The organism is Luteimonas sp. BLCC-B24, assembly GCF_028550595.1.
In the GTDB taxonomy this organism is placed as follows: Bacteria; Pseudomonadota; Gammaproteobacteria; order Xanthomonadales; family Xanthomonadaceae; genus Luteimonas.
On record NZ_JAQQGN010000001.1, the window covers coordinates 480,504 to 502,095 of the forward strand.

Annotated in this window: 19 protein-coding genes; 18 read left to right on the forward strand and 1 reads right to left on the reverse strand. The window is 70.0% G+C overall.

The window, feature by feature from the left end:
• Nucleotides 1–155 precede the first annotated feature (155 nt).
• The 13 genes from PQS31_RS02435 to gspM all read left to right on the forward strand — a co-directional run bounded on the left by PQS31_RS02435 (nucleotide 156) and on the right by gspM (nucleotide 14,557).
• A complete protein-coding gene (locus PQS31_RS02435; RefSeq protein WP_272761079.1) occupies nucleotides 156–1,634 on the forward strand; it encodes a hypothetical protein in 1,479 nt (492 codons plus the stop codon).
• 185 nt (nucleotides 1,635–1,819) lie between these two features.
• Entirely contained in the window at nucleotides 1,820–4,435 is a 2,616-nt protein-coding gene (locus tag PQS31_RS02440) for a TonB-dependent receptor (RefSeq protein ID WP_272761080.1), read from the forward strand.
• A 163-nt stretch (nucleotides 4,436–4,598) separates the two neighbouring features.
• Complete coding sequence (locus PQS31_RS02445; RefSeq protein ID WP_272761081.1) at nucleotides 4,599–5,351, forward strand: type II secretion system protein N; 753 nt, start codon at nucleotides 4,599–4,601, stop codon at nucleotides 5,349–5,351.
• Nucleotides 5,348–7,393, forward strand: coding sequence for a type II secretion system secretin GspD (gene gspD, locus PQS31_RS02450; protein WP_272761082.1), 2,046 nt, complete (start codon nucleotides 5,348–5,350; stop codon nucleotides 7,391–7,393). The genes PQS31_RS02445 and gspD overlap by 4 nt, the downstream gene beginning before the upstream one ends.
• A complete protein-coding gene (gene gspE / locus PQS31_RS02455; RefSeq protein WP_272761083.1) occupies nucleotides 7,393–8,910 on the forward strand; it encodes a type II secretion system ATPase GspE in 1,518 nt (505 codons plus the stop codon). The genes gspD and gspE overlap by 1 nt, the downstream gene beginning before the upstream one ends.
• A complete protein-coding gene (gene gspF / locus PQS31_RS02460; protein WP_272761084.1) occupies nucleotides 8,897–10,096 on the forward strand; it encodes a type II secretion system inner membrane protein GspF in 1,200 nt (399 codons plus the stop codon). The genes gspE and gspF overlap by 14 nt, the downstream gene beginning before the upstream one ends.
• A 38-nt stretch (nucleotides 10,097–10,134) precedes the next feature.
• Nucleotides 10,135–10,581 (forward strand): type II secretion system major pseudopilin GspG, encoded by a 447-nt coding sequence (gene gspG / locus PQS31_RS02465; RefSeq protein ID WP_272761085.1) that lies wholly within the window; start codon nucleotides 10,135–10,137, stop codon nucleotides 10,579–10,581.
• A 12-nt stretch (nucleotides 10,582–10,593) separates the two neighbouring features.
• The gene (locus tag PQS31_RS02470) at nucleotides 10,594–11,037 is read left to right on the forward strand and encodes a GspH/FimT family pseudopilin (protein ID WP_272761086.1); all 444 of its coding nucleotides are present in this window, start codon (nucleotides 10,594–10,596) and stop codon (nucleotides 11,035–11,037) included.
• Nucleotides 11,034–11,378, forward strand: a complete 345-nt coding sequence (gene gspI / locus PQS31_RS02475; protein WP_272761087.1) for a type II secretion system minor pseudopilin GspI — start codon at nucleotides 11,034–11,036, stop codon at nucleotides 11,376–11,378. Before PQS31_RS02470 ends, gspI begins: the two co-directional genes overlap by 4 nt.
• Nucleotides 11,379–11,392: 14 nt before the next feature.
• Nucleotides 11,393–11,986, forward strand: coding sequence for a type II secretion system minor pseudopilin GspJ (gene gspJ / locus PQS31_RS02480; protein ID WP_272761089.1), 594 nt, complete (start codon nucleotides 11,393–11,395; stop codon nucleotides 11,984–11,986).
• Nucleotides 11,983–12,966, forward strand: coding sequence for a type II secretion system minor pseudopilin GspK (gene gspK / locus PQS31_RS02485; protein WP_272761090.1), 984 nt, complete (start codon nucleotides 11,983–11,985; stop codon nucleotides 12,964–12,966). The genes gspJ and gspK overlap by 4 nt, the downstream gene beginning before the upstream one ends.
• Nucleotides 12,963–14,066, forward strand: a complete 1,104-nt coding sequence (gspL, locus tag PQS31_RS02490) for a type II secretion system protein GspL (protein ID WP_272761091.1) — start codon at nucleotides 12,963–12,965, stop codon at nucleotides 14,064–14,066. Before gspK ends, gspL begins: the two co-directional genes overlap by 4 nt.
• On the forward strand, nucleotides 14,066–14,557 hold the full coding sequence (gene gspM / locus PQS31_RS02495; protein ID WP_272761092.1) for a type II secretion system protein GspM: 492 nt from the start codon (nucleotides 14,066–14,068) through the stop codon (nucleotides 14,555–14,557). The genes gspL and gspM overlap by 1 nt, the downstream gene beginning before the upstream one ends.
• Before the next feature lie 217 nt (nucleotides 14,558–14,774).
• Here gspM and PQS31_RS02500 read toward each other — a convergent pair whose 3' ends face one another.
• The gene (locus PQS31_RS02500; protein WP_272761093.1) at nucleotides 14,775–16,079 is read right to left on the reverse strand and encodes a porin; all 1,305 of its coding nucleotides are present in this window, start codon (nucleotides 16,077–16,079) and stop codon (nucleotides 14,775–14,777) included.
• A 280-nt stretch (nucleotides 16,080–16,359) separates the two neighbouring features.
• Between PQS31_RS02500 and pstS (PQS31_RS02505) the strand changes: the two genes are divergently transcribed.
• The 5 genes from pstS (PQS31_RS02505) (at nucleotide 16,360) to pstB (ending at nucleotide 21,536) form a co-directional block, all read left to right on the forward strand.
• Complete coding sequence (gene pstS / locus PQS31_RS02505; protein WP_272761094.1) at nucleotides 16,360–17,394, forward strand: phosphate ABC transporter substrate-binding protein PstS; 1,035 nt, start codon at nucleotides 16,360–16,362, stop codon at nucleotides 17,392–17,394.
• A gap of 221 nt (nucleotides 17,395–17,615) precedes the next feature.
• Nucleotides 17,616–18,707: a phosphate ABC transporter substrate-binding protein PstS gene (gene pstS, locus PQS31_RS02510; protein WP_272761095.1), complete on the forward strand. Its 1,092-nt coding sequence runs from the start codon at nucleotides 17,616–17,618 to the stop codon at nucleotides 18,705–18,707.
• Nucleotides 18,708–18,816: 109 nt separating this feature from the next.
• Nucleotides 18,817–19,788: a phosphate ABC transporter permease subunit PstC gene (pstC, locus tag PQS31_RS02515; protein ID WP_272761096.1), complete on the forward strand. Its 972-nt coding sequence runs from the start codon at nucleotides 18,817–18,819 to the stop codon at nucleotides 19,786–19,788.
• Nucleotides 19,788–20,675 (forward strand): phosphate ABC transporter permease PstA, encoded by an 888-nt coding sequence (gene pstA / locus PQS31_RS02520; protein ID WP_272761097.1) that lies wholly within the window; start codon nucleotides 19,788–19,790, stop codon nucleotides 20,673–20,675. The genes pstC and pstA overlap by 1 nt, the downstream gene beginning before the upstream one ends.
• 33 nt (nucleotides 20,676–20,708) lie before the next feature.
• Nucleotides 20,709–21,536, forward strand: a complete 828-nt coding sequence (gene pstB / locus PQS31_RS02525; protein ID WP_272761098.1) for a phosphate ABC transporter ATP-binding protein PstB — start codon at nucleotides 20,709–20,711, stop codon at nucleotides 21,534–21,536.
• Nucleotides 21,537–21,592 lie beyond the last annotated feature (56 nt).

Here is a 21,592-nt window from a genome sequence, read left to right on the forward strand (position 1 = left end):
GCCCGCTCAGGCTTGCGTCCAGTCGCGACAGGGGGAGCGGCCCGGTGGCCGCTGTCGCTCCGACGCACGTCACCCGTCTGTCATCACCTGCCCGGGACGTCCGCTCTCACGTCACCTGACCGCTACGCGCATCCTTCGACCGGAGATACCTCACGATGTCTGCCCGCAACAATTCCAAGACCCTGATGATGGCGTTCGGCGCCGCGCTCGCCCTTGCCGGCTGCGGCAACGGCGCCGACGAAGTCGCCTCGCCCGGTGTCCCGGCGAATCCGCCCGTGGCCGCGCCTCCGACCGCCCCGCCCCCGACCACGCCGCCGCCGACGACCGCCCCGCCGCCGACCGCAGGCCCCGCGGCGAGCTGCCCGGACGGCACCGTGAACCAGGGCACGATCGTCAACAACACGCTGCGCGCGTGCCGCCTGCCCAACAGCATTCTGGGCGACCTGACCCTGCGCAAGGTCGCGGGCGTGGCCTACCAGATCCAGGGCCAGGTCAACGTCGGCCAGGACCAGCTCGGCGACGGCGCCGTCAACGATGCTTCGCGCCGCGGCCGCCTCTTCATCGAGCCCGGCGTCACCCTGTTCGGCCGCAACGGCCCCGACGTGCTGCTGGTGCAGCGTGGCTCGCAGATCTATGCCCTCGGCACCCGCCAGGAGCCGATCGTCTTCACCTCGCTGGCCGATCTCGAAGGCAACGGCAAGAAGTTCGACTGGGCCGGCATCGTGCTGATGGGCCGCGCGCCGATCAACGCCTGCATCGGCAGCGCGACGCCGGGCACCGCGGCCTGCCAGGGCGCGGTGGAAGGCACCAGCAACGCCTTCGGCGGCGGCAATGCGCCCAACGACAACAGCGGCGAGATGAGCTACGTGCAGGTGCGCTACTCGGGCTACGTCATCGGCGAAGGCAACGAGCTGCAGTCGCTGACCCTGGTCGGCGTGGGTGACGGCACCAAGATCAGCCACTTCCAGTCGCACGCCAGCGGCGACGACGGCATCGAGATCTTCGGCGGCACGGTCAACATGAGCCATGTCGTCATCACCGAAGCCGACGACGATTCGCTCGACACCGACTGGGGCTGGAGCGGTGGCATCCAGTTCGGTCTGATCGTGCGCAAGACCGAGTCCGTCAAGGGCGTGGCCGACTCCGGCTCGATCTTCGAGTGGTCGGCGGTCGACCGCCAGCCGACGTCGACCCCGAAGGTCTCCAACTTCACCGTCTACACCACCGACCGCACGCTGGACTCGCTGGTCAAGGTCAACCAGGGCACCAACGCCTCGATCTGGAACAGCGTCTTCGTGACCGCGCCGGCCGGCCCGAACCTCAAGCAGTCGGACGTGTGCTTCGACATCTCGGGCACCAACACCCGCATCGAGCTGCTGTCGAACTACTTCACCTGCGACAAGCGCGACCGCAACAGCACGACCACGCCTTACGTGGATGCCGCCAACAAGGCCGGCACCGTGTTCGGGCCGTCGACGCTCAACAGCTCCACCTACATCACCGGTGCGAACGAGCGTGCGGTCACGCCGGTCGCGGTGCGTTCGCGGCATCCGTTCTTCCAGGACGTGAACTACATCGGCGCCTCGCGTGATGCCAGCGACGCCTGGTGGACGGGCTGGACCGTGGGCCTCTGATCGGTCCGGTCGTCCTCCCGTAGTTGTCGAAAGATGCGGCGGCCCGGAGCCGCCGCATCTTGCTTGAGCGCCCCAACCAAGCCTGCCCGACGCAGCCAAGGCCTACACACATGACGTTTGCCCACACCCCGACTCTCCCGCGGCGCGCTGCCGCGCCTCGCCGTACCCGCCTTGCGCGCAGCGGCATGTGCCTGGCGATCGGCGCCGCGCTCGCGATGCCGGCCTTCGCACAGGACGCGCCCGACGGTGCGCCCGCCACCGAAGCCGACGGCCAGCGCCGTACGGCCGAGCTGGATGCGATCACCGTGCGCGGTGAATACATCCCCGAGCCCATGGCGACGACGGCCGCGGTGTCGAGCTTCGTCACCCGCGAGGATTTCGAGCGCACCGGCGACAGCGATGCAGCGGCCGCACTGACCCGCGTGAGCGGACTCAGCGTGGTCGGCGAGAAATACGTCTACGTGCGTGGTCTCGGCGAGCGGTATTCCAGCGCCTTGTTCAACGGCTCGCCCCTGCCCTCGCCCGAACCGCTGCAGCGCGTGGTGCCGCTGGACCTGTTCCCGGCCGAAGCGCTGAGCGGCGTCACCGTGCAGAAGACGTATTCGGTCCGGTATCCGGGCGAGTTCGGCGGCGGCGTCATCGACCTGCAGGGCCTGACCGTGCCGGACGCGCCCTTCTTCAAGCTCAGCGCCGGCTTCGGCGGCAACTCGGTCACCACGCGCTCGCCCGGCCTCACCCATTACGGCAGCAACCGCGACTGGACGGGCTACGACACCGGCCGCCGCGATCTGCCCGACGAGATCATCTACAGCCGCCAGCCGGTCACCAGCGCCCACTACAGCCGCGAGTGGCTGGCGGCGTTCGGCAGCGCGCTCAACAACCCCAACCTGTATCTGTTGCAGGAGAAGCGCCGGATCGACCCCGATCTCAAGCTCGGCGCGAGCGGCGGCACGGCCTTCGACGTCGGTGACGACCTCAGGCTCGGCGTCATCGGCGTGGTCAGCTTCGACAACGACTGGCGCACGCGTACAGGCAAGCAGCAGGACGGCGTGTTCACCGGGGCCGGTGCGGACGTCTACAACGACTACGACTTCGCCACCACGCGCATGAACGCCCGGGTCAACGGCCTGTTCGGGCTGGGCCTGGAGAGCGAGAACCACTCGGTCGCGTGGAACACGCTGTACGTGCACGACACGGTCAAGGAATCGCGCTCGCGGGCCGGCTACAACTTCAACGTGGGCGTGGACATCCGCGAGGACGGCACGCTGTGGCTCGAGCGCCAGCTGATCAACAACCAGCTCGCCGGCAAGAGCAGTTTCGGCGAGTACGGCGATCTGCGCCTCGGCTGGCGGCTCGGCTATTCGAAAGCCCGCCGCACCACGCCGTACGAGACCAGCGTGCGCTACGCCAAGGTCGACGGCACCTGGGTGCACGGCAGCGCCAACAACGCGCTGCGCTTCGGCGCGGTGGACGACGAGGTGGCCAGCGGCGGCCTCGACCTCGACTGGCGCCTGCCGACCGAACGCGAACTGACCCTGAGCGCAGGCGTGTCGTACTCCGACAACGACCGCGCGGCCGTGCTGCGCACGTTCCGCTTCGAAACGCTGGGCGGCGCTCTGCCGACCTTCAACCAGTACCAGCGCGTCGATTACCTGTTCTCGGACTACAACTTCCAGAACGGCCTGCTCACGCTCAACGAGATCACCCCCAACAACAACGGCGAGTCCGCCTACGACGGTACGCTGACCAACAAGGCGGCCTATCTGCAGCTCGAAGGCGAGATCGCGCCGGCGTGGCGCGCGACCGTGGGCCTGCGCTACGAGGACGCCACCCAGGCCGTGCATCCGCTGGACATCTTCAGCGGCGAGCGCGTCGGCGGGATCTTCGCCGCGGAGCCGCTGCGCAACGACTACCTGCTGCCGGCGGCCACGATCACCTGGAACTTCGCCGACAACCAGCAGCTGCGCTTCGGTGCGAGCAAGACCATCGCCCGCCCGCAGTTCCGCGAACTCGCGCCGCAGCAGTACACCGATCCCGACAACGACCGCCTGTTCTTCGGCAACCCGTTCCTGGTCGACAGCGAGCTGACCAACTTCGACCTGCGCTACGAATGGTTCTTCGACGCCGGCGAGTACTTCACCGCCGGACTGTTCCACAAGACCATCGACAAGCCGGTGGAGGCGGTGGTCGGTGACTTCGGCGGCAACCAGCTGTTCCAGGGCTTCCTCAACGCGCCCGAAGCCACCCTGTACGGCGTCGAGCTCGAGTTCAAGAAGTACTTCGATCCCGAGTTGCGCTGGCTCGACGGCGGTCGCCTCTATGTGGCGACCAACTACACCTGGTCGTCGTCGGAGGTGAACGCCGCCGAGAGCGACACCGTCATCCCGCCGGGCTTCAACGGCGTGCCGCAGGCCGCGCGCAGCTTCGTCGCCGACGGCAGCCGCATGCAGGGCCAGAGCGAGCACATCGCCAACCTGCAGTTCGGCATCGAGAACGAGGCGGCCGAGCTGCAGGCCACGCTGATCGCCAATTACGTGAGCGAACGCATCAGCGTCCGCGGTCGCGGCGGCCAGCCGGACTACATGGAGGATCCGGGGGCGACGCTCGACTTCGTGCTGCGCAAGGGCCTGAGCCAGGCCGGCTGGGGCTGGGACCGGTTCAAGCCGTCGCTGAGCTTCAGCGCGCGCAACATCCTCAACCGGTCGCACGAGGAATACCAGGAACGCGACGGCGCGCGCATCGACCTCTACACCTACAAGCCGGGCATCAGCTGGGACGTGAGCCTCACGCTGGCGTTCTGATCCGACGAAGCGTCATGGAACTGCAACGCCCGGCGCTCGCGCCGGGCGTTTTCGCTTGAGAACGCGCGATCCGGCGAAACAGCACTGTCATGTGACTGACGCATCCTGTCACGAATCGGTGATGTGACTGTCCGCCTTGCCCAGTTCCTCCGCACTTTCGACCGTGTCGCGTTGGCCCTGGCCGATGCTCGCCGAGGTCTTGCTCTGGGCCGTGCTGCTGGTCCAGATCGGGCGCCTGGGCTGGCTCGTGCTGGCGCCTGGAAGCGTCGCCGGGGCACCGCGCGTGCTCACCCTGCCCGCAGAGATCCCTGCGCTCGCCACGCACGACCCGTTCCGCACCGGCGCGCCGGCCACGGCCACCTCCGGACTCGACGGCTGGCGCCTGTTCGGCGTGCGCACCGCCGGCGACGGCCGCGGCTCGGCGATCCTCGGCCAGGATGGACAGCCGCAGGCCGTCTACCGGACCGGTGACGCGCTGGCACCGGGTCTGGTCCTGTCGGCGGTGCATGCCGACCATGTCGAATTCGGCGCCGGACGGCGGCTGATGCTCGACGCTGCGGCGCCGGCCGCCGCCATGTCGGCCCTGCCGTCGATGCCGACGGCGCCCCCGCCGCCGGCGTCGCCGACGAGCGCGGACATCGACCCGGCCCGCCTGCTCGACGCCGGTCTGCAGGCGCGCACCGTCAACGGCCGGCTCTCGGGCTACACGCTGCTCCCGCGCGGCAACAGCGATCTGCTGCTGCGCGCCGCCGGCCTGCAGCCCGGAGACGTGCTGCTCAGCGTCAACGGACAGGTGTTGTCCCCCGGCGTGATCACCGAACTGACGAACGAATTGAAAGCGAATCCCAAGGCCGTCGTGACCTTCGAGCGCGACGGCGAAACCCGAACCCTGAGCCTCGGCGGGCGTACACCATGAGTCCACACGCGCCCGCGCGCGTTTCCGCATCACTGCTGGCGACCGCCCTGCTGCTGGGCGGCGCGCTGCCGCTCACGGCCTGGCCCCAGGCGGATGCACCGGCGCTGCGCATGCAGAACGTCGAGCTCACCGCCTTCATCCAGGACGTGGCCCGCGCCACCGGCACCACCTTCATCGTAGACCCGCGCGTGCAGGGTACGGTCAACATCAGCCGCGACCGGCCCCTGACCGACGAGGACCTCATCGGCGTGCTACTCAGCGTGCTGCGCAGCAACGGCCTGATCGCCGTGCCCGCCGGCACCGCGACCTATCGCATCGTGCCCGACGACGTGGCCGCGCAGCAGCCCGGCACCCCGCTCGGCTACGCGACCAGCGTGTTCCCGCTGCAGCGCATCGACGCGCGCGCCGCTGCCGAAACGCTGAAGCCCCTGATCGGCCGCGGCGGCGTCGTCATGGCGCTGCCCCAGGGCAACAGCCTGCTGGTCGCCGACTACGTCGACAACCTGCGCCGCATCCGCGGGCTGGTGTCGCAGATCGACCAGGACAGCGCCAGCATCGATACCGTCGGCCTGCGCAACACCTCGGCGCGCGAGCTCGCCGGCACGCTCGTCGAGCTGTTCGGCATCTCCGGGCAGAGCGACGGTGCGCTGTCGGTACTCGCCGTGGAGAGCAGCAATTCGCTGGTCATCCGCGGCAACCCGTCGATGGTGCAGCGGGTGGCGCGCATGGCACTGGAACTCGACAGCCGCGCGGAACGCACCAGCGACGTGGCCGTGGTGAAGCTGCAGCACGCCAGTGCCGAACAGCTGCTGCCGGTGCTGCAGCAACTGATCGGCCAGTCGCCGGACGCGGCCGGCACCGGTGCACCGCCCGCGGCGGCAGCGGCCGCGGCGGCGGGCGTGGCCGATGCCGATACCCTGCAGATCATTTCGCCGGCCGGCGGCAAGCGGCCGGTGATCGTGCGCTACCCGGGAGCGAACTCGCTGGTCATCAGCGCCGACCCGAGCACGCAGCGCATCCTGCTCGACGTGATCCGCCAGCTCGACGTGCGCCGTGAGCAGGTGCTGGTCGAAGCGCTGGTGGTGGAGATTTCCGATGCCGCGGCCAGCCGGCTGGGCGCGCAGTTGCTGATCGCCGGCAAGGACGGCTCGGTTCCGATCGGACTGAGCCAGTTCTCCAACGGCGGGCCGGGCATGGCGGCGCTGGCCGGCGGCGTGCTCGCCAGCCGCGGCGATCGCGACGATGACGACGCTCTGGGCGACGCCGCACGTCAGGCCGCGGCCCAGGCCCTGCTCGGGCTCAGCGGTGGCCTGCTCGGCTTCGGCGCCGAGCGCGACAACCGGCTGTTCGGCCTGATCATCAATGCCGTCAAGACCGACACCGGCTCCAGTCTGCTGTCGACGCCGTCGATCCTGACCCTCGACAACGAGGAAGCGCGGATCATGGTCGGCCAGGAGGTGCCGATCACCACCGGCGAAGTGCTCAGCGGCAACAACGACAATCCCTTCCGCACCATCGACCGCCAGGACGTGGGCATCCAGCTGACCGTGCGGCCGCAGATCAACAGCGGCGGCGGCATCACCCTGGGCATCAAGCAGGAGGTGTCCTCGGTCAACGGCACCGTGAGCGCGCGCAACGACGAACTCGTGCTCAACAAGCGCGAGGTCGAGACCAACGTGGTGGTCGACGACGGCGAGATGGTGGTGCTGGGCGGCCTGCTGGACCGGAACCAGGAAATGCGCCTGGAGAAGATTCCGCTGCTCGGCGACATCCCGGGCCTGGGCGCGCTGTTCCGCAGCCGTTCGCGCAACGGCGCGAAGACCAATCTGATGGTGTTCCTGCGCCCGACCATCGTGCGCAACGGCGCCGACGCCCGCCGCCACACCGCGCAGCGCTACGGCCATCTGCGCGACACCGGCCTGCGCGGCGATCCGGCGGCCCTGGTCCAACTCGACGCGCTGGTGCGCGACTATCTGCAGGCCGATCCGGGCGCGGGCGGAGCGGCCGCGCCGGCCCCGTCAAGCGCGGTACCGACGCCGTGATGGATGCGCCGCTGCCGCCCCTGGCCTATGCGTTCGCCAAGCGCCACGGGGTGCTGCTGCTCGACGGCGGCGTGCCCGCGCACGTGGCGCTGCGCGAAGGTGGTGATCCCGCGGCCCTGATCGAGGTCCGGCGTGCACTGGGCGTGCCGCTGCGCATCGACACCCTGCCGGCGACCACGTTCGACCGGCAGCTGTCGGAGATCTATGCCGATGTCGGCCTGGGCGATGCGGCCGGTGTCGACCAGCTGGATCTGCACGGCAATCTCGATTCGCTGGTCGAGGACATTCCCACGACCGCCGACCTGCTCGAACGCCAGGGCGATGCGCCGGTGATCCGGCTGATCAACGGCCTGATCGCCGAGGCCGCGCGGCTCGGGGCGTCCGACGTGCACATCGAATCCTTCGAATCGGCGCTGCGCGTGCGTTTCCGCGTCGACGGCGTGATGCGTGAGGCGGTGTCGCTGCCGCCGCGCATCGCACCGCTGCTGGTGTCGCGCGTCAAGGTGATGGCGCGCCTGGACATCGCCGAACGGCGGGTGCCGCAGGACGGTCGCGTGTCGCTGGCGATGGGCGCCAAGGCGCTCGACGTGCGTGTCTCCACCCTGCCCACCCGCGGCGGCGAGCGTGTGGTGCTGCGCATCCTCGACAAGGACCAGGGCACCCTGTCGCTCGAGCAGCTCGGCATGTCGGCGTCCACGCTGGCGGCGCTGCGCAAGGCGCTGCAGGTGCCCAACGGCGTCATCCTGGTCACCGGCCCCACCGGCTCGGGCAAGACCACGACGCTGTATTCCGCGCTGACCGCGCTCAACGACGGCGAGCGCAACATCCTGACCGTCGAGGACCCGGTCGAATACGCGGTCGAAGGCGTCGGCCAGACCCAGGTCAACACACGCGTCGGCATGAGCTTCGCCGCCGGACTGCGCGCGATTCTGCGCCAGGATCCGGACATCGTCATGGTCGGCGAGATCCGCGACGCCGAGACCGCGCAGATCGCGGTGCAGGCCAGCCTCACCGGCCACCTGGTGCTGTCCACCGTGCACACCAACGACGCGGCCGGTGCGATCACCCGCCTGCGCGACATCGGCATCGAGCCGTTTCTGCTCGCCTCCAGCCTGCGCCTGGTGCTGGCACAGCGCCTGCTGCGCAAGCTGTGCGTGCACTGCCGCACGCCGCGAGCGGAGGGCGCGATCGCCGGTGCGCCCGGCGGCCCCTTCGAGCACCTGGATCACGACGGCGCGCTCCAGCACGTCGTGCTCTACGACGCCGTCGGCTGCCCGCGCTGCAACCACACCGGGTACTCCGGTCGCATCGGGATCCACGAGGTCATCACCGTCGACGAGCGCATCCGCCGCCTGATCGCCGGCGACGCGGGCGAAGACGCGATCGCCGACACGGCATTCGCCGATGCGGGGCGCCTGTCGGACGCGGCGCGCGATGCGGTCGCGGCCGGACTGACCACGCTGGAGGAAGCCGTGCGCGTCACCCGCCAGGAGAGCCGGGACGATGCCGGCGTTTGACTACTCGGCGCTGGATCTGCGCGGCCACACCCGCGCCGGCACGGTCGATGCCGCGACGCTGCGCGATGCGCGCGCGTTGCTGGAGACGCGTCGGCTGGTGCCGATCACGGTCGAGCCGGCACTGGAGCGCAGTCCGACGGCGCGCGGGGGCCGCTTCGGCGCGCGCGATCTCGCCCTGCTGACCCGTCAGCTCTCGACGCTCGTGGCGAGCGCGCCGCTCGAGGAAGCCCTGCGCACGATCGCCAGCCAGAGCGACCGGCGCGGCGTGCGTCGGGTGGTTGCGGCCACCCATGCCCAGGTGATCGAGGGGCGCCGCCTCGCCGACGCCATGGCCCAGCAGGGCACGGCCTTCCCGCCGCTGTATCGCGCGATGGTGGCGGCGGGCGAGCGCTCGGGTGCGCTGCCGCAGATTCTCGAACGCCTCGCCGACCTGCTCGAGCGCCAGCAGCAGGTGCGCAGCAAGATGATCGGCACCCTGGTGTATCCCGCCGCGTTGTCGGTGACCGCGATCGCGGTGGTGATCGCACTGATGGCGTTCGTCGTGCCGCGCGTGGTCGAACAGTTCGATTCGATGGGACGCGCGTTGCCGCTGCTGACCCGCGCCGTGATCGCCGTGTCCGACTTCATCCAGTACCGCGGCTGGATCGTCGCGATCCTGCTGGTGGTCGGCGGACTCGTCTTCGCGCGCCTGCTCGGGCGCGAGCGATTCCGGCTGCGCGTCGACGGCTGGCTGCTGCGCCTGCCGCTGCTCGGTCGCATGCTGCGCGATCTGCACGCCGCGCGCATGTCGCGCACGCTGGCGATCATGCTCGACAGCGGACTGCCGCTGATCGAAGGCCTGGCCATCACCGCGCGCACGGTCGGCAACCGTGTGCTGCGCGGCGCCACCGGCGCGATGGTCACCGCCATCGACGAGGGCGGCAGCCTGTCCTCGGCGATGAAGCGCGCGGGCGTGTTTCCGCCCACGCTGCTGTACATGACCGGCAGCGGCGAGAACAGCGGCCGTCTGGCGCCGATGCTCGAGCGGGCCGCCGATTATCTCGAGCGCGAGATCGACACGTTCTCCAACGCGACGCTGAGCCTGCTCGAGCCGGCCATCATCATCGTGCTCGGCGGCGTGGTCGCGCTGATCGTGCTGTCCATCCTGTTGCCGATCCTGCAGTTCAACGCGATGGCGCTGGGCTGATGCGCCGTGTCCCCACATTCCAAACGGAACTCCTCGTCATGCATGTCCGTCGTACACGCCCCGCCCTCGCCCGGGCGCGCGGCTTCACCCTGATCGAACTGATGGTGGTCATCGTCATCCTCGGCCTGCTGGCCACGGTGGTGGTGATCAACGTCCTGCCCAGCCAGGACCGCGCGATGGCCGAGAAGGCGCGCGCCGACGTCGCGTTGCTGGAGCAGGCGCTCGACAGCTACCGCCTGGACAACCTCGTCTATCCGCGCACCGATCAGGGCCTGCAGGCCCTGGTGCAGCCACCGGCCGGGCTCGCCCGTCCCGAGCGTTACCGCAAGGGCGGCTACGTGCGCCGCCTGCCGGCCGATCCCTGGGGCAATGCCTACCAGTACCGCATGCCAGGACAGCACGGCTCGTTCGATGTCTTCTCCTTCGGCGCCGACGGCGTCGAGGGCGGCGAAGGCGAGAACGCCGACATCGGCAACTGGCCGTAAGCCGTCACGCCGATGGCGCGCGCGCAGGCCGGTTTCACGCTGATCGAACTGCTCGTGGTTCTGGTCGTGATCGGCCTGGCCACGACGGCGGTGGCGTTGACGCTGCCCGACGGCGATGCCGGATTCCACCGCGAGGTGGACAGCTTCGGTCTGCGCCTGGGCCATGCGCGCGACGAGGCGATCCTCGGCGGGCGGGCGATGCAGGTCGTCATCGATGCGCGCGGCTACAGCTTCAGTCGACGCGATTTCGGCCACTGGCGCGCACTGGTCGACGCGCCGTTCGGCGTGCGCCGCTGGGACGACGGCATGCGCGTCGTGCTGCCCGGCCGCCAGGACCGCCTGCACCTGCGCTTCGATGCGACCGGAACCGCCGAACCGCAGCGCGTCCTGCTCGTCCGCGGCGAGCAGCAGGCCGAAGTGACGGTCGACGCGGCCGGCACGGTGCGCGTGCAATGAGCAGCGCGGCGCGCGGCTTTTCGCTGCTCGAACTGCTGGTCGCACTGGCGGTGTTCGCGCTGGTCGTGGTGGCGCTGCTCAATCTCGCCGGGGGCAGCACACGCAGTGCACTGCAGATCGAGACGCGCGCGCTGGCCGGCATCCTCGCCGAGAACCTGGCGGTCGAGGCGCAGCTCACCGCCGCGGTGCCGGGCACCGCGCAGGGCGACGCGCGCCTCGGCGATCGCCAGTGGCGCTGGCGCCAGACGGTCGAGCCTGCCGGGGCGGGACTGACCCGCGTGCGCATCGCGGTGTTCGCCGACGACGGCCAGCAGGCAGCCAGCGCCGAGGTGCTGCGATGAGAGGCGCCGCACGCATGCCCGTCCGCGGCTTCACCTTGATCGAGGTGCTGGTGGCGCTGGCGATCTTCGCGTTGCTCGCCGCCGCCGCGGTGGGCGTGCTCGCGTGGACCGCCGACCAGCAGGGCGTCATCCGCGCGCGCATGGCGCGCATGGCCGAGCTGCAGCGCGCGCACGCGCTGCTCAAGGCCGATCTTGGCCAGGCAGCCGTACGCCGCACGCGCCGCAGTGACGGCGTGGCGGCGTTGTCCGCCTTTACCGCGGCGCCGCCGGACGAGCGCGCGCGTCCGCTGTTCGGCTTCGTCCGCCGCGGCTGGGAGAATCCCGACGGCGCGCCGCGCGCCTCGATGCAGTACGTGGAGTACCGCGTCGACGACGGCCGCCTGCAGCGCAGCACGCGCACGGCCCTCGACGGCACGGCCGCGGCCGCGCCGCAGGTGCTGCTCGACGGTGTCGAATCGGTGCAGGCGACGTACTACACGCGCGGCGCCTGGAGCGACGGCTGGGGCGGCGGTCTGGATGCACTGCCGCAGGCGGTCGCGCTGGAGCTGGAGCTGCGCGATCTCGGCCATGTGCGGCAGGTGTTCCTGCTGCCGGGCGAAGCGGAATGAGCGCGCCGCTACGCCAGCGCGGCATGGCCCTGCTGTCGGTCCTGCTGCTCACCGCGGTGATGACCGTGCTCGCCGTGGCCATGCTGGACGACATCCGCTTCGGACTGCGCCGCACCGGCAATGCCGCATCCATCGCCCAGGCGCAGCGCTACGCGCTCGGCAGCGAGGCGCTGGCGCGGCAACGCGTGGGCGAACTGCAGCGCGCGGGTGTCGATGCGGGCCAGTGGAACGGCAGGCCCCTGCTGTTTCCGATCATCGAGGACGGTCAGAGCCTCGGTCTGGTGCGCGCGCGGCTGGGGGATGGCAGCACCTGCTTCAACCTCAACAGCGTGGTGACCGGCGCGCCGGAGCAGTGGCGACGCCAGGACCTGGGCGTGCGCCAGTACATCGCACTGCTGCAGGCGCTCGGATTCGCCGCCGCCCAGGCGCAGGCCCTGGCCGACACGCTGGCCGACTGGATCGACAGCGATGCCGAGCGCGCGCCGCTCGGGGCCGAGGACGCCACCTACGCCGCGCGTTCGCCCGGCTACCGCACCAGCGGCGCGCTGCTCGCCGAGCCGTCCGAACTGCGCGCCATCCACGGCTACGACGATCCGACCTACGCGCGCCTGCGTCCCTACGTATGCGCCCTGCCCCGCGCTGCCCTGTCGCCGGTCAACGTCAATGCGCTGACCCCCGAACAGGCCCCCGTGCTGAGCATGCTGAGCCTGGGACGCCTGACGCCGGGCGAGGCCAGGCGCCTGATCGCCGCGCGGCCGGAAGGCGGCTGGCCCGACGCCACCGCGTTCTGGAACCAGCCGGCGCTGCGCGATGCCGAACTGTCGAACGAGATCTACGACCAGGTGCAGCTGACGAGCCGCTGGTTCACGCTGCAGACCGAGGTCGATTACGCCGGCGCCCAGGCGGTGCTGAGCGCCCTGCTGTATGCCGACGGCGACCGCGCCCGTCTGATCGCCCGCCGCTGGACACCCGACGAATGAACGCCGCTGCCTCTTCCATCCGCCTGCTGCAGCTGGGCGCAGATCCCGGTCGGGCCGCGGCCTGCCTGCGCGCCGGCGCCGACGGCCGCATCCTCGACCGTCGGCCCTGCACGCCGGAACACCCGCTGCCGGCCGAGCCCGGCGCGCGCGACCTCCTGGTCGTGCCGGCCGAAGCCCTGCGCCTGCTGTGGCTCGACCTGCCGGCGCACAGCACGGCCCAGGCCGCGGCCGCCGCGCGGCTGATGCTGCAGGACCAGATCGCGCGCCCGGAGCGCGAGCTGCACGTCGCGGTCGGCGAGCCCACGCCGGGGACGGCGCAGCGTCTGGTCGGCGTGGTCGACGCGGCGCAGATGCGCGACTGGCTGCAGCGCGCGACGCAGCTGGGTCTGCGCACCGCGGCCGTCGTGCCGGATTGCCTGCTGCTCGACGCACCGGCGGATGCGCGCGTGCAGATCAGCGAATGCGACGGTCGGCTGCTGGCGCGCGGCCCGACCCTCGCGCTCGCTGGCGAAGCGGATCTGGTGCATCGCGTCGTGGGCGCACACGCCGTGCAACCCCTGGATGCGGCCGGGCGCGACGCGTGCTTCGCCGCGAACGCGGGCATGCCGCTCGCGCTCGACCTGCTACAGGGCGCGTATGCGCGCCGGGACACGCCGGCGCCGCGCCGGTACCGACGCCTGCGGTGGCTGGCCGCTGCCGTGCTGCTGTCGCCGGTGGTGATGGTCGGTGCGGACGCCGCCTACCGCACGCTGGCGGCGCGCGCGCTGGTCCAGCAGACCGATGCGGTGGCGGCCCAGGTCCACCCGCAGCTCACCGGCGCCACGCTCGGCGCGCACTACCGTCAGCGTCTGGCGCCCGACCTGCTGGCGGCGCACTCGGCGGCGCTGTTCGACGCCCTGCAGGCCGTGCCCGGCACCCGCCTCGACAGTTACGAATTCGCGCCCGCGACCGGTGTCCGCGCCGGCCTCGTGCATGCCGGCGCGCCCGAGCTCGACCTGCTCCGCGAGCACCTGGCCGGCGCCGGGTTGGCACTGGTGCCGCTGGACAGTCAGCCGGTCGAGGCCGGACTGCGCACGCTCGTTGCCGTGGAGCCGCTGTGATGGATGCTCGTGCACAGCGCGTTCGACACTGGTGGCGCCAGCGCGAGCCGCGCGAGCGCTGGATGCTCGCCGTCATGGTCGCGGCCGTGGCGGCGTTCGTGCTCTGGTACGGCGTGATGGTTCCACTGCGCGCGGCCGCCGACGCCGCGCACCAGCGCCACGCGCGTGCCGCGCTGGCGCTGGTGGAGGCGGAACTTCAACGCGCGCAGTTGCAGGCCCTGGACCAGCGTGACGTCGCGCCGCCCGCCGATGCGGCCGCGTTGAAACGTGCGGTGCTGGCCTCGGCCTCCACGGCGGGGTTGGCCGTGAGCCGTGAACGCGACGAGGGCGCGGACGGTTTCGGCATCGAGGCGGATGCGGCGACGCCCCATCAGCTGTTCGCATGGCTGGATGCGCTGCGACAGCAGCATGGACTGGCGCCCAGCGCGCTCAGCGTGGCGCGGAGCGCGGGCGAGTTGCGGGTCCAGGCCCGTTTCGCCACGCCCCAGTGACGGACGCGGCCGGCCGAGGGTCGCCCGCCTCGACCGTGCAGGCGTCGAACGTCCGGCGCCCCACCGTCGCCTCTACCGGGAGGCGGTGCGTCTTCGGACAGCCGCGCCGGGCCTCGACGGGCACGCGCACCGTCCGCACCGCCCCTGCGGAGCCCGCAACGAAAAAAGGCCCGCGGCGCACGCCACGGGCCCCCGGTGCGTTCCCCGGACGCGGGGATCAGAACGCGAACTGCGTGCGCAGTGCGTACTGGCCGGTCTTGTCGCCGGTCACCGTGTTGTCGCCATTGGTGTAATTGAACATGAAGCGCAACGCCGGATTGACGTAGTAGTTCATGCCGAGGATCCAGCTGGTGGCGTCCCGGTTCGGCAGGTCCCGGTTCTCGATCGTGTCGTAGCGCGCGGTCAGCTCCCACAGGCCGCGGTCGGTGACCCGGGGCGAGGCGAAGATGCCGGCACCCGGCTTGTAGGCCTTGTGGCCGCCGTTGAGCAGCCAGCTGCCCTGCACGTACCAGGTGGTGATGTCCTGGTCGGCCGCCGCCGGCTGACCGAAACGGGCGACCGCGTACTCGCTCTGGAAGAACAGCGGCCCGAACGAGCCGGCCGCCTCCAGGCCCACGGCGTCGACGGTGTTACGGCTGCCCGCGGTCGTCGTGGCGATGGTCTGCGCCGGCCCGCGCCGGCCCGCGTAGTTGGCGGTCGCTGCGATGTCGGCCGAGCCCTGGTTGACGTTCTCGTGACTGGCCCAGCCGCCGAGGTGCACGGTGCGGGTCTCGGTGTTGACCGGCGCGAACGTCACCCGGCCGGCGGCGCCGACGCCCTCGTTGCGGGTGCCCGAGGCGCTGCGCAGGTTGAACACCGAGAACCCGGCCGTGTAGTCGGTGTCGGCGCGCAGGTAGCCCACGCCCTGCTGGAACTGGCGGCCGTTGAACAGGCCGGTGGCCGAGGCGAACGGACGCTCCATCATCAGGATCTCGTTCGAACTGGTCAGCTCTTCCATCGAGCGGTAGGGCTTGAAGTGGCCGATGGTGACCTTGCCGCCCAGCGCCGAGCGGGCGATGAACACGTCGCGGAATCCGTCGAGTCCGGTGCCGGCCGCGAAGTCCTGCTCGAACTTGTACTCCCAGCCGTAGGCCTTGCCCTGCAGGCTCAGGCGCGCGCGGCGGAACTCGGTGGTGCCGGTGCTGGCGGCGACGGCGCGGTCGAAGGCGTAGGCATCGAAATGGATGCGGCCGCCGGCCTGGAATTCGAACTGCTTGTCGGCCGAGGTGACCTTCAGACCCCCCTTGGTGTCGATGACCGGCGCCGTGGTGGCCATCTTGTCCAGACTTTCCTGGGTGCCGATATTGATGTCCGACTGGGCGTCGGTGCGGACCTCGAGCGCCTCGACCTTGGCCTGGAGTTCCGCCAGCTGCGCGCGCAGTGCGGCGATCTCGGCGTCGCGGTCCGGGGACTGGGCCGCGGCATTGAACGAGACGGACGCGACGGCGAGAGCGACGGACGCGGCCAGGATGGAATGACGCATGGGTGGATTCCCGTGGGTGGAGGTGTCGGAGGTCGGCCACGCGGCGGTCCGCCGCGCGCAGATGAAACGTCTGTGACCGAATGATGTGCAGCGTGCGCAGGTTTGCTGACACTCAAATTGCATTCACATGACAGTTGCGTGACCAAGCGCGCCGTCGCGGGTCGCAGTGTCGCAACCGGCGCGTCACCGACCGGTCACGACGCTGACCCGCAACTGTCATGTCAAGAAAGTGAAATTGCCCGGCACGGCGGCACCTGCCGCCTCATTCCAGGGAATCTTCATGCACGCTTTCCTCAAGGCCCGGGTCGCCACGCTGGTGCTGTCGACCACGCTGCTCGCGGTCACGTTCGGCGCCAATGCCCAGTCCACCGACGTCACCGGCGCCGGCGCGTCGTTCGTCTATCCGGCGATGACGCGCTGGTCGGCCGACTACCGCAGCGCGACCAATACGCAGGTCAATTACCAGTCGATCGGCTCGGGCGGCGGCATCGCCCAGATCAAGGCCGGCACGGTGGATTTCGGGTCCTCCGATGCCCCACTGCCGCCCGCCGAGTTGCAGAGGTCGGGGCTGGTGCAGTTCCCGTCCGTCATCGGCGGCGTGGTTCCGATCATCAACGTCGAAGGCGTCGCCGCGGGCGCCATGAAGCTCGACGGCGAAACGCTGGCCAACATCTTCCTCGGCCGGATCACCCGCTGGAACGACCCGGCAATCGTCGCGCTCAACGGCGGGCTGACGCTGCCCGACGCCCGCATCACCGTCGTCCACCGTTCCGACGGCTCCGGCACGACCTTCAACTTCGTCAACTACCTGTCCAAGGTGAGCCCGGACTGGCGCACCGGCGTGGGTGAAGGCACCACGGTGCGCTGGCCGGTGGGCATCGGCGGCAAGGGCAACGAGGGCGTGGCCGCCTACGTGCGCCAGATCAAGGGCGGCATCGGCTACGTGGAGCTGTCGTATGCGCTGCAGAACCGCCTGGCCTATTCGCGCCTGAAGAACGCCGCCGGCAACTTCGTCAATCCCAGCGAGGAGACGTTCTCTGCCGCGGCGGCCAGCGCCGACTGGGCCTCGGCACGCGACTTCCACCTGGTGATGACCAATGCGCCGGGGCAGAACGCCTGGCCGATCACCGCGACCAACTTCATCCTGATGCACCGCAACCCGCGCAACCGCGCGGGCGCCAAGAGCGCGCAGGACTTCTTCCGCTGGGTCTACGCCAACGGTGGCGAGCAGGCCCGCCAGCTCGGTTACGTGCCGCTGCCGGCGACGCTGGTCCAGCAGGTCGAGCGCTACTGGGCGGAGAACGCGCGGTACTGAGTCCGACGACCACGTGATGCGACGCGGGCGTCTCTCCCGCCCGGGTCGCCCGCGTGTCGTCTTCCGGCGGGCCTTCGGGCCCGCTTTTTTTGTGCATGTGTTTCACTCGCCGCCGCCCTCGCCCCTGTGAGAATGACGAGCGTCATACGGGTGTAACAAAAACATCATTTCATGCTCGGACCCAGGCGGCGCTCGCGCCGCATTCCCACATGGAGTTGCTCATGGCCCGTTCCATCGTCCGCATCGGCGCACTCGCGCTGTCTTCCCTGGTCTTCCTGGCCGCCTGCAGCGGCAACGACGGCGCACCTGCCGGCCAGCCCGCCGAGGGCGCGCCGGGCGCGACCCAGGGCGCGGGCGACCGCGTCGGCATGCAGATCACCGGCGCCGGCGCCACGTTCATCTTCCCGCTGGTGTCGCGCTGGTCGGCCGACTACAGCGCCGCCACCGGCAACCGCGTCAACTACCAGTCGATCGGCTCGGGCGGCGGCATCGCCCAGATCAAGGCCGGCACGGTGGACTTCGGCTCGACCGACAAGCCGCTCGACAGCGCCGAACTGCAGGCCGCGGGCCTGGGCCAGTTCCCCTCGGCGATCGGCGGCGTGGTGCCGGTGATCAATGTCGACGGCCTGCAGCCGGGCCAGCTGCGCCTGACCGGCGCCCTGCTCGCCGACATCTTTCTCGGCAAGGTCGGCACCTGGAACGACCCCGCGATCGCGGCGCTGAACCCGGGCGTCCCCCTGCCCGCGGGCAAGATCAGCATCGTCCACCGTTCCGACGGCTCGGGCACCACGTTCAACTTCTCCAACTACCTGTCCAAGGTCAGCCCGGACTGGAAGTCGCGCATCGGCGAGGGCACCTCGGTGCAGTGGCCGACCGGCGTCGGCGGCAAGGGCAACGAGGGCGTCGCGTCCTACGTCCAGCAGATCAAGGGCTCGATCGGCTACGTCGAGCTCGCCTACGCCCTGCAGAACAACATGCCGTATGCATCGCTGCAGAACGCGGCCGGCAACTGGGTGCAGCCGAGCGAGGAAAGCTTCGCCGCCGCGGCCGCCACCGCCGACTGGGGCAGTGCGCAGGACTTCAACCTGGTCATCACCAACGCTCCGGGTCCCGACGCCTGGCCGATCACCGCGACCAACTTCATGCTGATGCCGAAGCAGCCGCGTGATGTCGAGCGCAGCCGCGCCGCGCGCGACTTCTTCAAGTGGGCCTTCGAGTCGGGCCAGGCCCAGGCCAGCGAGCTGCACTACGTGCCGCTGCCGGCCGAGCTGGTGCAGCAGATCGAAGCCTACTGGGCGGCCGAGTTCCAGTGATGCCCAGCGCGCGGTGCGTCGCCCGTCGCGGCGACGCACCGCGCGTTCGCGTTGACCCCCAGGCAATGACGTCCCGCGTGCGCGGGAATGACGGAACACAAGGGATCCGATGACCGCCGCCACCCTTTCCGCCGCACCGGCGCCCCGGCAACGCGACCTGCGCGACGCCCGCAACGACCGGCTCTTCCGCTGGCTGCTGGCGGCCACGGTGCTGTTCGCGATGGCGGCCCTCGCCGGCGCCGCACTGTCGATGCTCTGGGGCGGGCGCGATGCGTTGGCCACCCAGGGCCTGTCCTTCTTCACCAGCGCCGACTGGAACCCGGTCGAAAACCGCTACGGCGCGCTGGTGCCGATCCTCGGCACCATCGTCACCGCGCTGATCGCGATGATCATCGCCGTGCCGGTGAGCTTCGGCATCGCGTTCTTCCTCACCGAAGTCGCACCGCGCTGGCTGCGCGGTCCGGTGGGCACGGCGATCGAACTGCTCGCCGGCATTCCGTCGATCATCTACGGCATGTGGGGCCTGTTCGTGCTGGTGCCGGTGATGACGACCTACGTCACCCCGTTCCTCAACGACTACTTCGGTGCGATCCCCGGCATCGGAATGCTGTTCCAAGGCCCGCCGTTGGGCATCGGCACGCTGACCGCGGGTTTCGTGCTCGCGATCATGGTGATTCCCTTCATCTCGTCGGTGATGCGCGAAGTGTTCCTGACCGTGCCCACGCGCCTGAAGGAATCGGCCTATGCGCTCGGTGCGACCAAGTGGGAAGTCAGCTGGGACATCGTGTTGCCCTACACCCGCTCGGCCGTCATCGGCGGCATCTTTCTCGGTCTCGGCCGCGCGCTCGGCGAGACGATGGCGGTCGCGTTCGTGATCGGCAACTCGGTCCGGCTGACGCCCTCGCTGCTCGAACCCAGCACGACGATCGCCGCGCTGATCGCCAACGACTTCGGCGAAGCCACCGAAACCTACCGCTCCGCCCTGCTGCTGCTCGGCTTCGTGCTGTTCCTGGTGACCTTCGTGGTGCTGGCGATCGCCCGCCTGATGCTGATGCAGCTCTCGCGCAAGGAGGGCAAATGATGGCCACCGTCGTCACCGACCGTGAGCGCCAGGTCGCCGACCGCCTCTACGGCCGTCGCCGCATCGTCAACAGCGTCGCCATCGCTCTCGGCTGCCTCACCGCCGCCTTCGGCCTGTTCTTCCTCGGCTGGATCCTGTGGACGCTGGTGTCCAAGGCGGCCGGCGGCATCAACTGGGCGCTGTTCACCCAGATGACCCCGCCGCCGATGCAGGAAGGCGGTCTCGCCAACGCGTTCTTCGGCAGCGCGGTGATGTGCGCGCTGGCGATCGCCATCGGCACGCCGCTGGGCGTCGCCGCCGGCACCTGGCTGTCGGAATACGGCCGCGCGCGCAAGCTGGGCATGGCGGTGCGCTTCGTCAACGACATCCTGCTGTCGGCCCCGTCGATCGTGCTGGGCCTGTTCGTCTACACCGCGTTCGTGATGCAGACCGGCGGCCGCTTCTCGGCGCTCGCCGGCGCCATCGCGCTGGCCTTCATCGTGCTGCCGGTGGTGGTGCGCACTACCGACGAGATGCTGCAGCTGGTGCCCACGACGATGCGCGAGGCGGCGCTGTCGCTTGGCGTGCCGCACTGGAAGGTCATCGTGCAGGTGCTGTATCGCAGCGCCTCGGCGGGCATCGTGACCGGCATCCTGCTCGCCCTGGCCCGCATCAGCGGCGAGACCGCGCCGCTGCTGTTCACCGCCTTCGGCAACCAGTACTGGAACAGCGACATCATGCGGCCGATGGCCAGCGTGCCGGTGGTGATGTACCAGTACGCCGGCAGCCCCTACGAATCCTGGCAGCAGCTGGCCTGGGCGGGTGCGCTGGTGCTGACCAGCTTCGTGCTCATCGTCAGCCTCGTCGCCCGTGCCATCCTGCTGCGCAAGCGCATCAGCCACGACTGATCCGCACGGCCCCCTTTTCGAACGGACCCGTCCATGAACGATCTGCACTCCGCCCCGACGCAACGCATCCACCTGGCGACCCACGCACGCGACGTGCTGGAACCGGCGCCGGTGAAGATCGCCGCGCGTGGCCTGGATTTCCATTACGGCGATTTCCATGCGCTCAAGGGCATCGATCTGGAGATTCCCGAAAAGCGGGTGACCGCGCTGATCGGGCCTTCGGGCTGCGGCAAGTCGACCCTGCTGCGCATCTTCAACCGCATCTACGCGCTGTATCCGAAGATGACCGCAAGTGGCGAGGTGCTGCTCGACGGCGAGAACATCCTGTCGCCGAAGTACCCGATGAACCGCCTGCGCAGCAAGGTCGGCATGGTGTTCCAGAAGCCGGTGCCGTTCCCGATGACGATCTTCGAGAACGTGGCGTATGCCATCCGCCACCACGAGAAGCTGTCCAAGGCCGAGCTCAACGTGCGCGTCGAACAGGCGCTCACCCAGGCCGCGCTGTGGAACGAGGTCAAGGACAAGCTCGGCCAGAGCGCGCTCGGCCTGTCGGGCGGCCAGCAGCAGCGCCTGTGCATCGCACGCGCCGTCGCCCTGCGCCCCGACGTGCTGCTGCTCGATGAACCGACCTCGGCGCTCGACCCGATCTCCACCAGCCGCATCGAGCAGCTGGTCGAGGAACTGAAGGTCGACTACACGATCGTCATCGTCACCCACAACATGCAGCAGGCCGCGCGCGTCTCGGACTACACCGCCTTCATGTACCTCGGTGATCTGATCGAGCACGACACCACCGAGACCATCTTCTCCAAGCCCTCGAAGCAGCAGACCGAGGATTACATCACCGGCAGATTCGGCTGAGGCGACGGCCGCAGCTGCGTGATTGTCGATTCGTGATTGGTGATTGGTGATTCGAC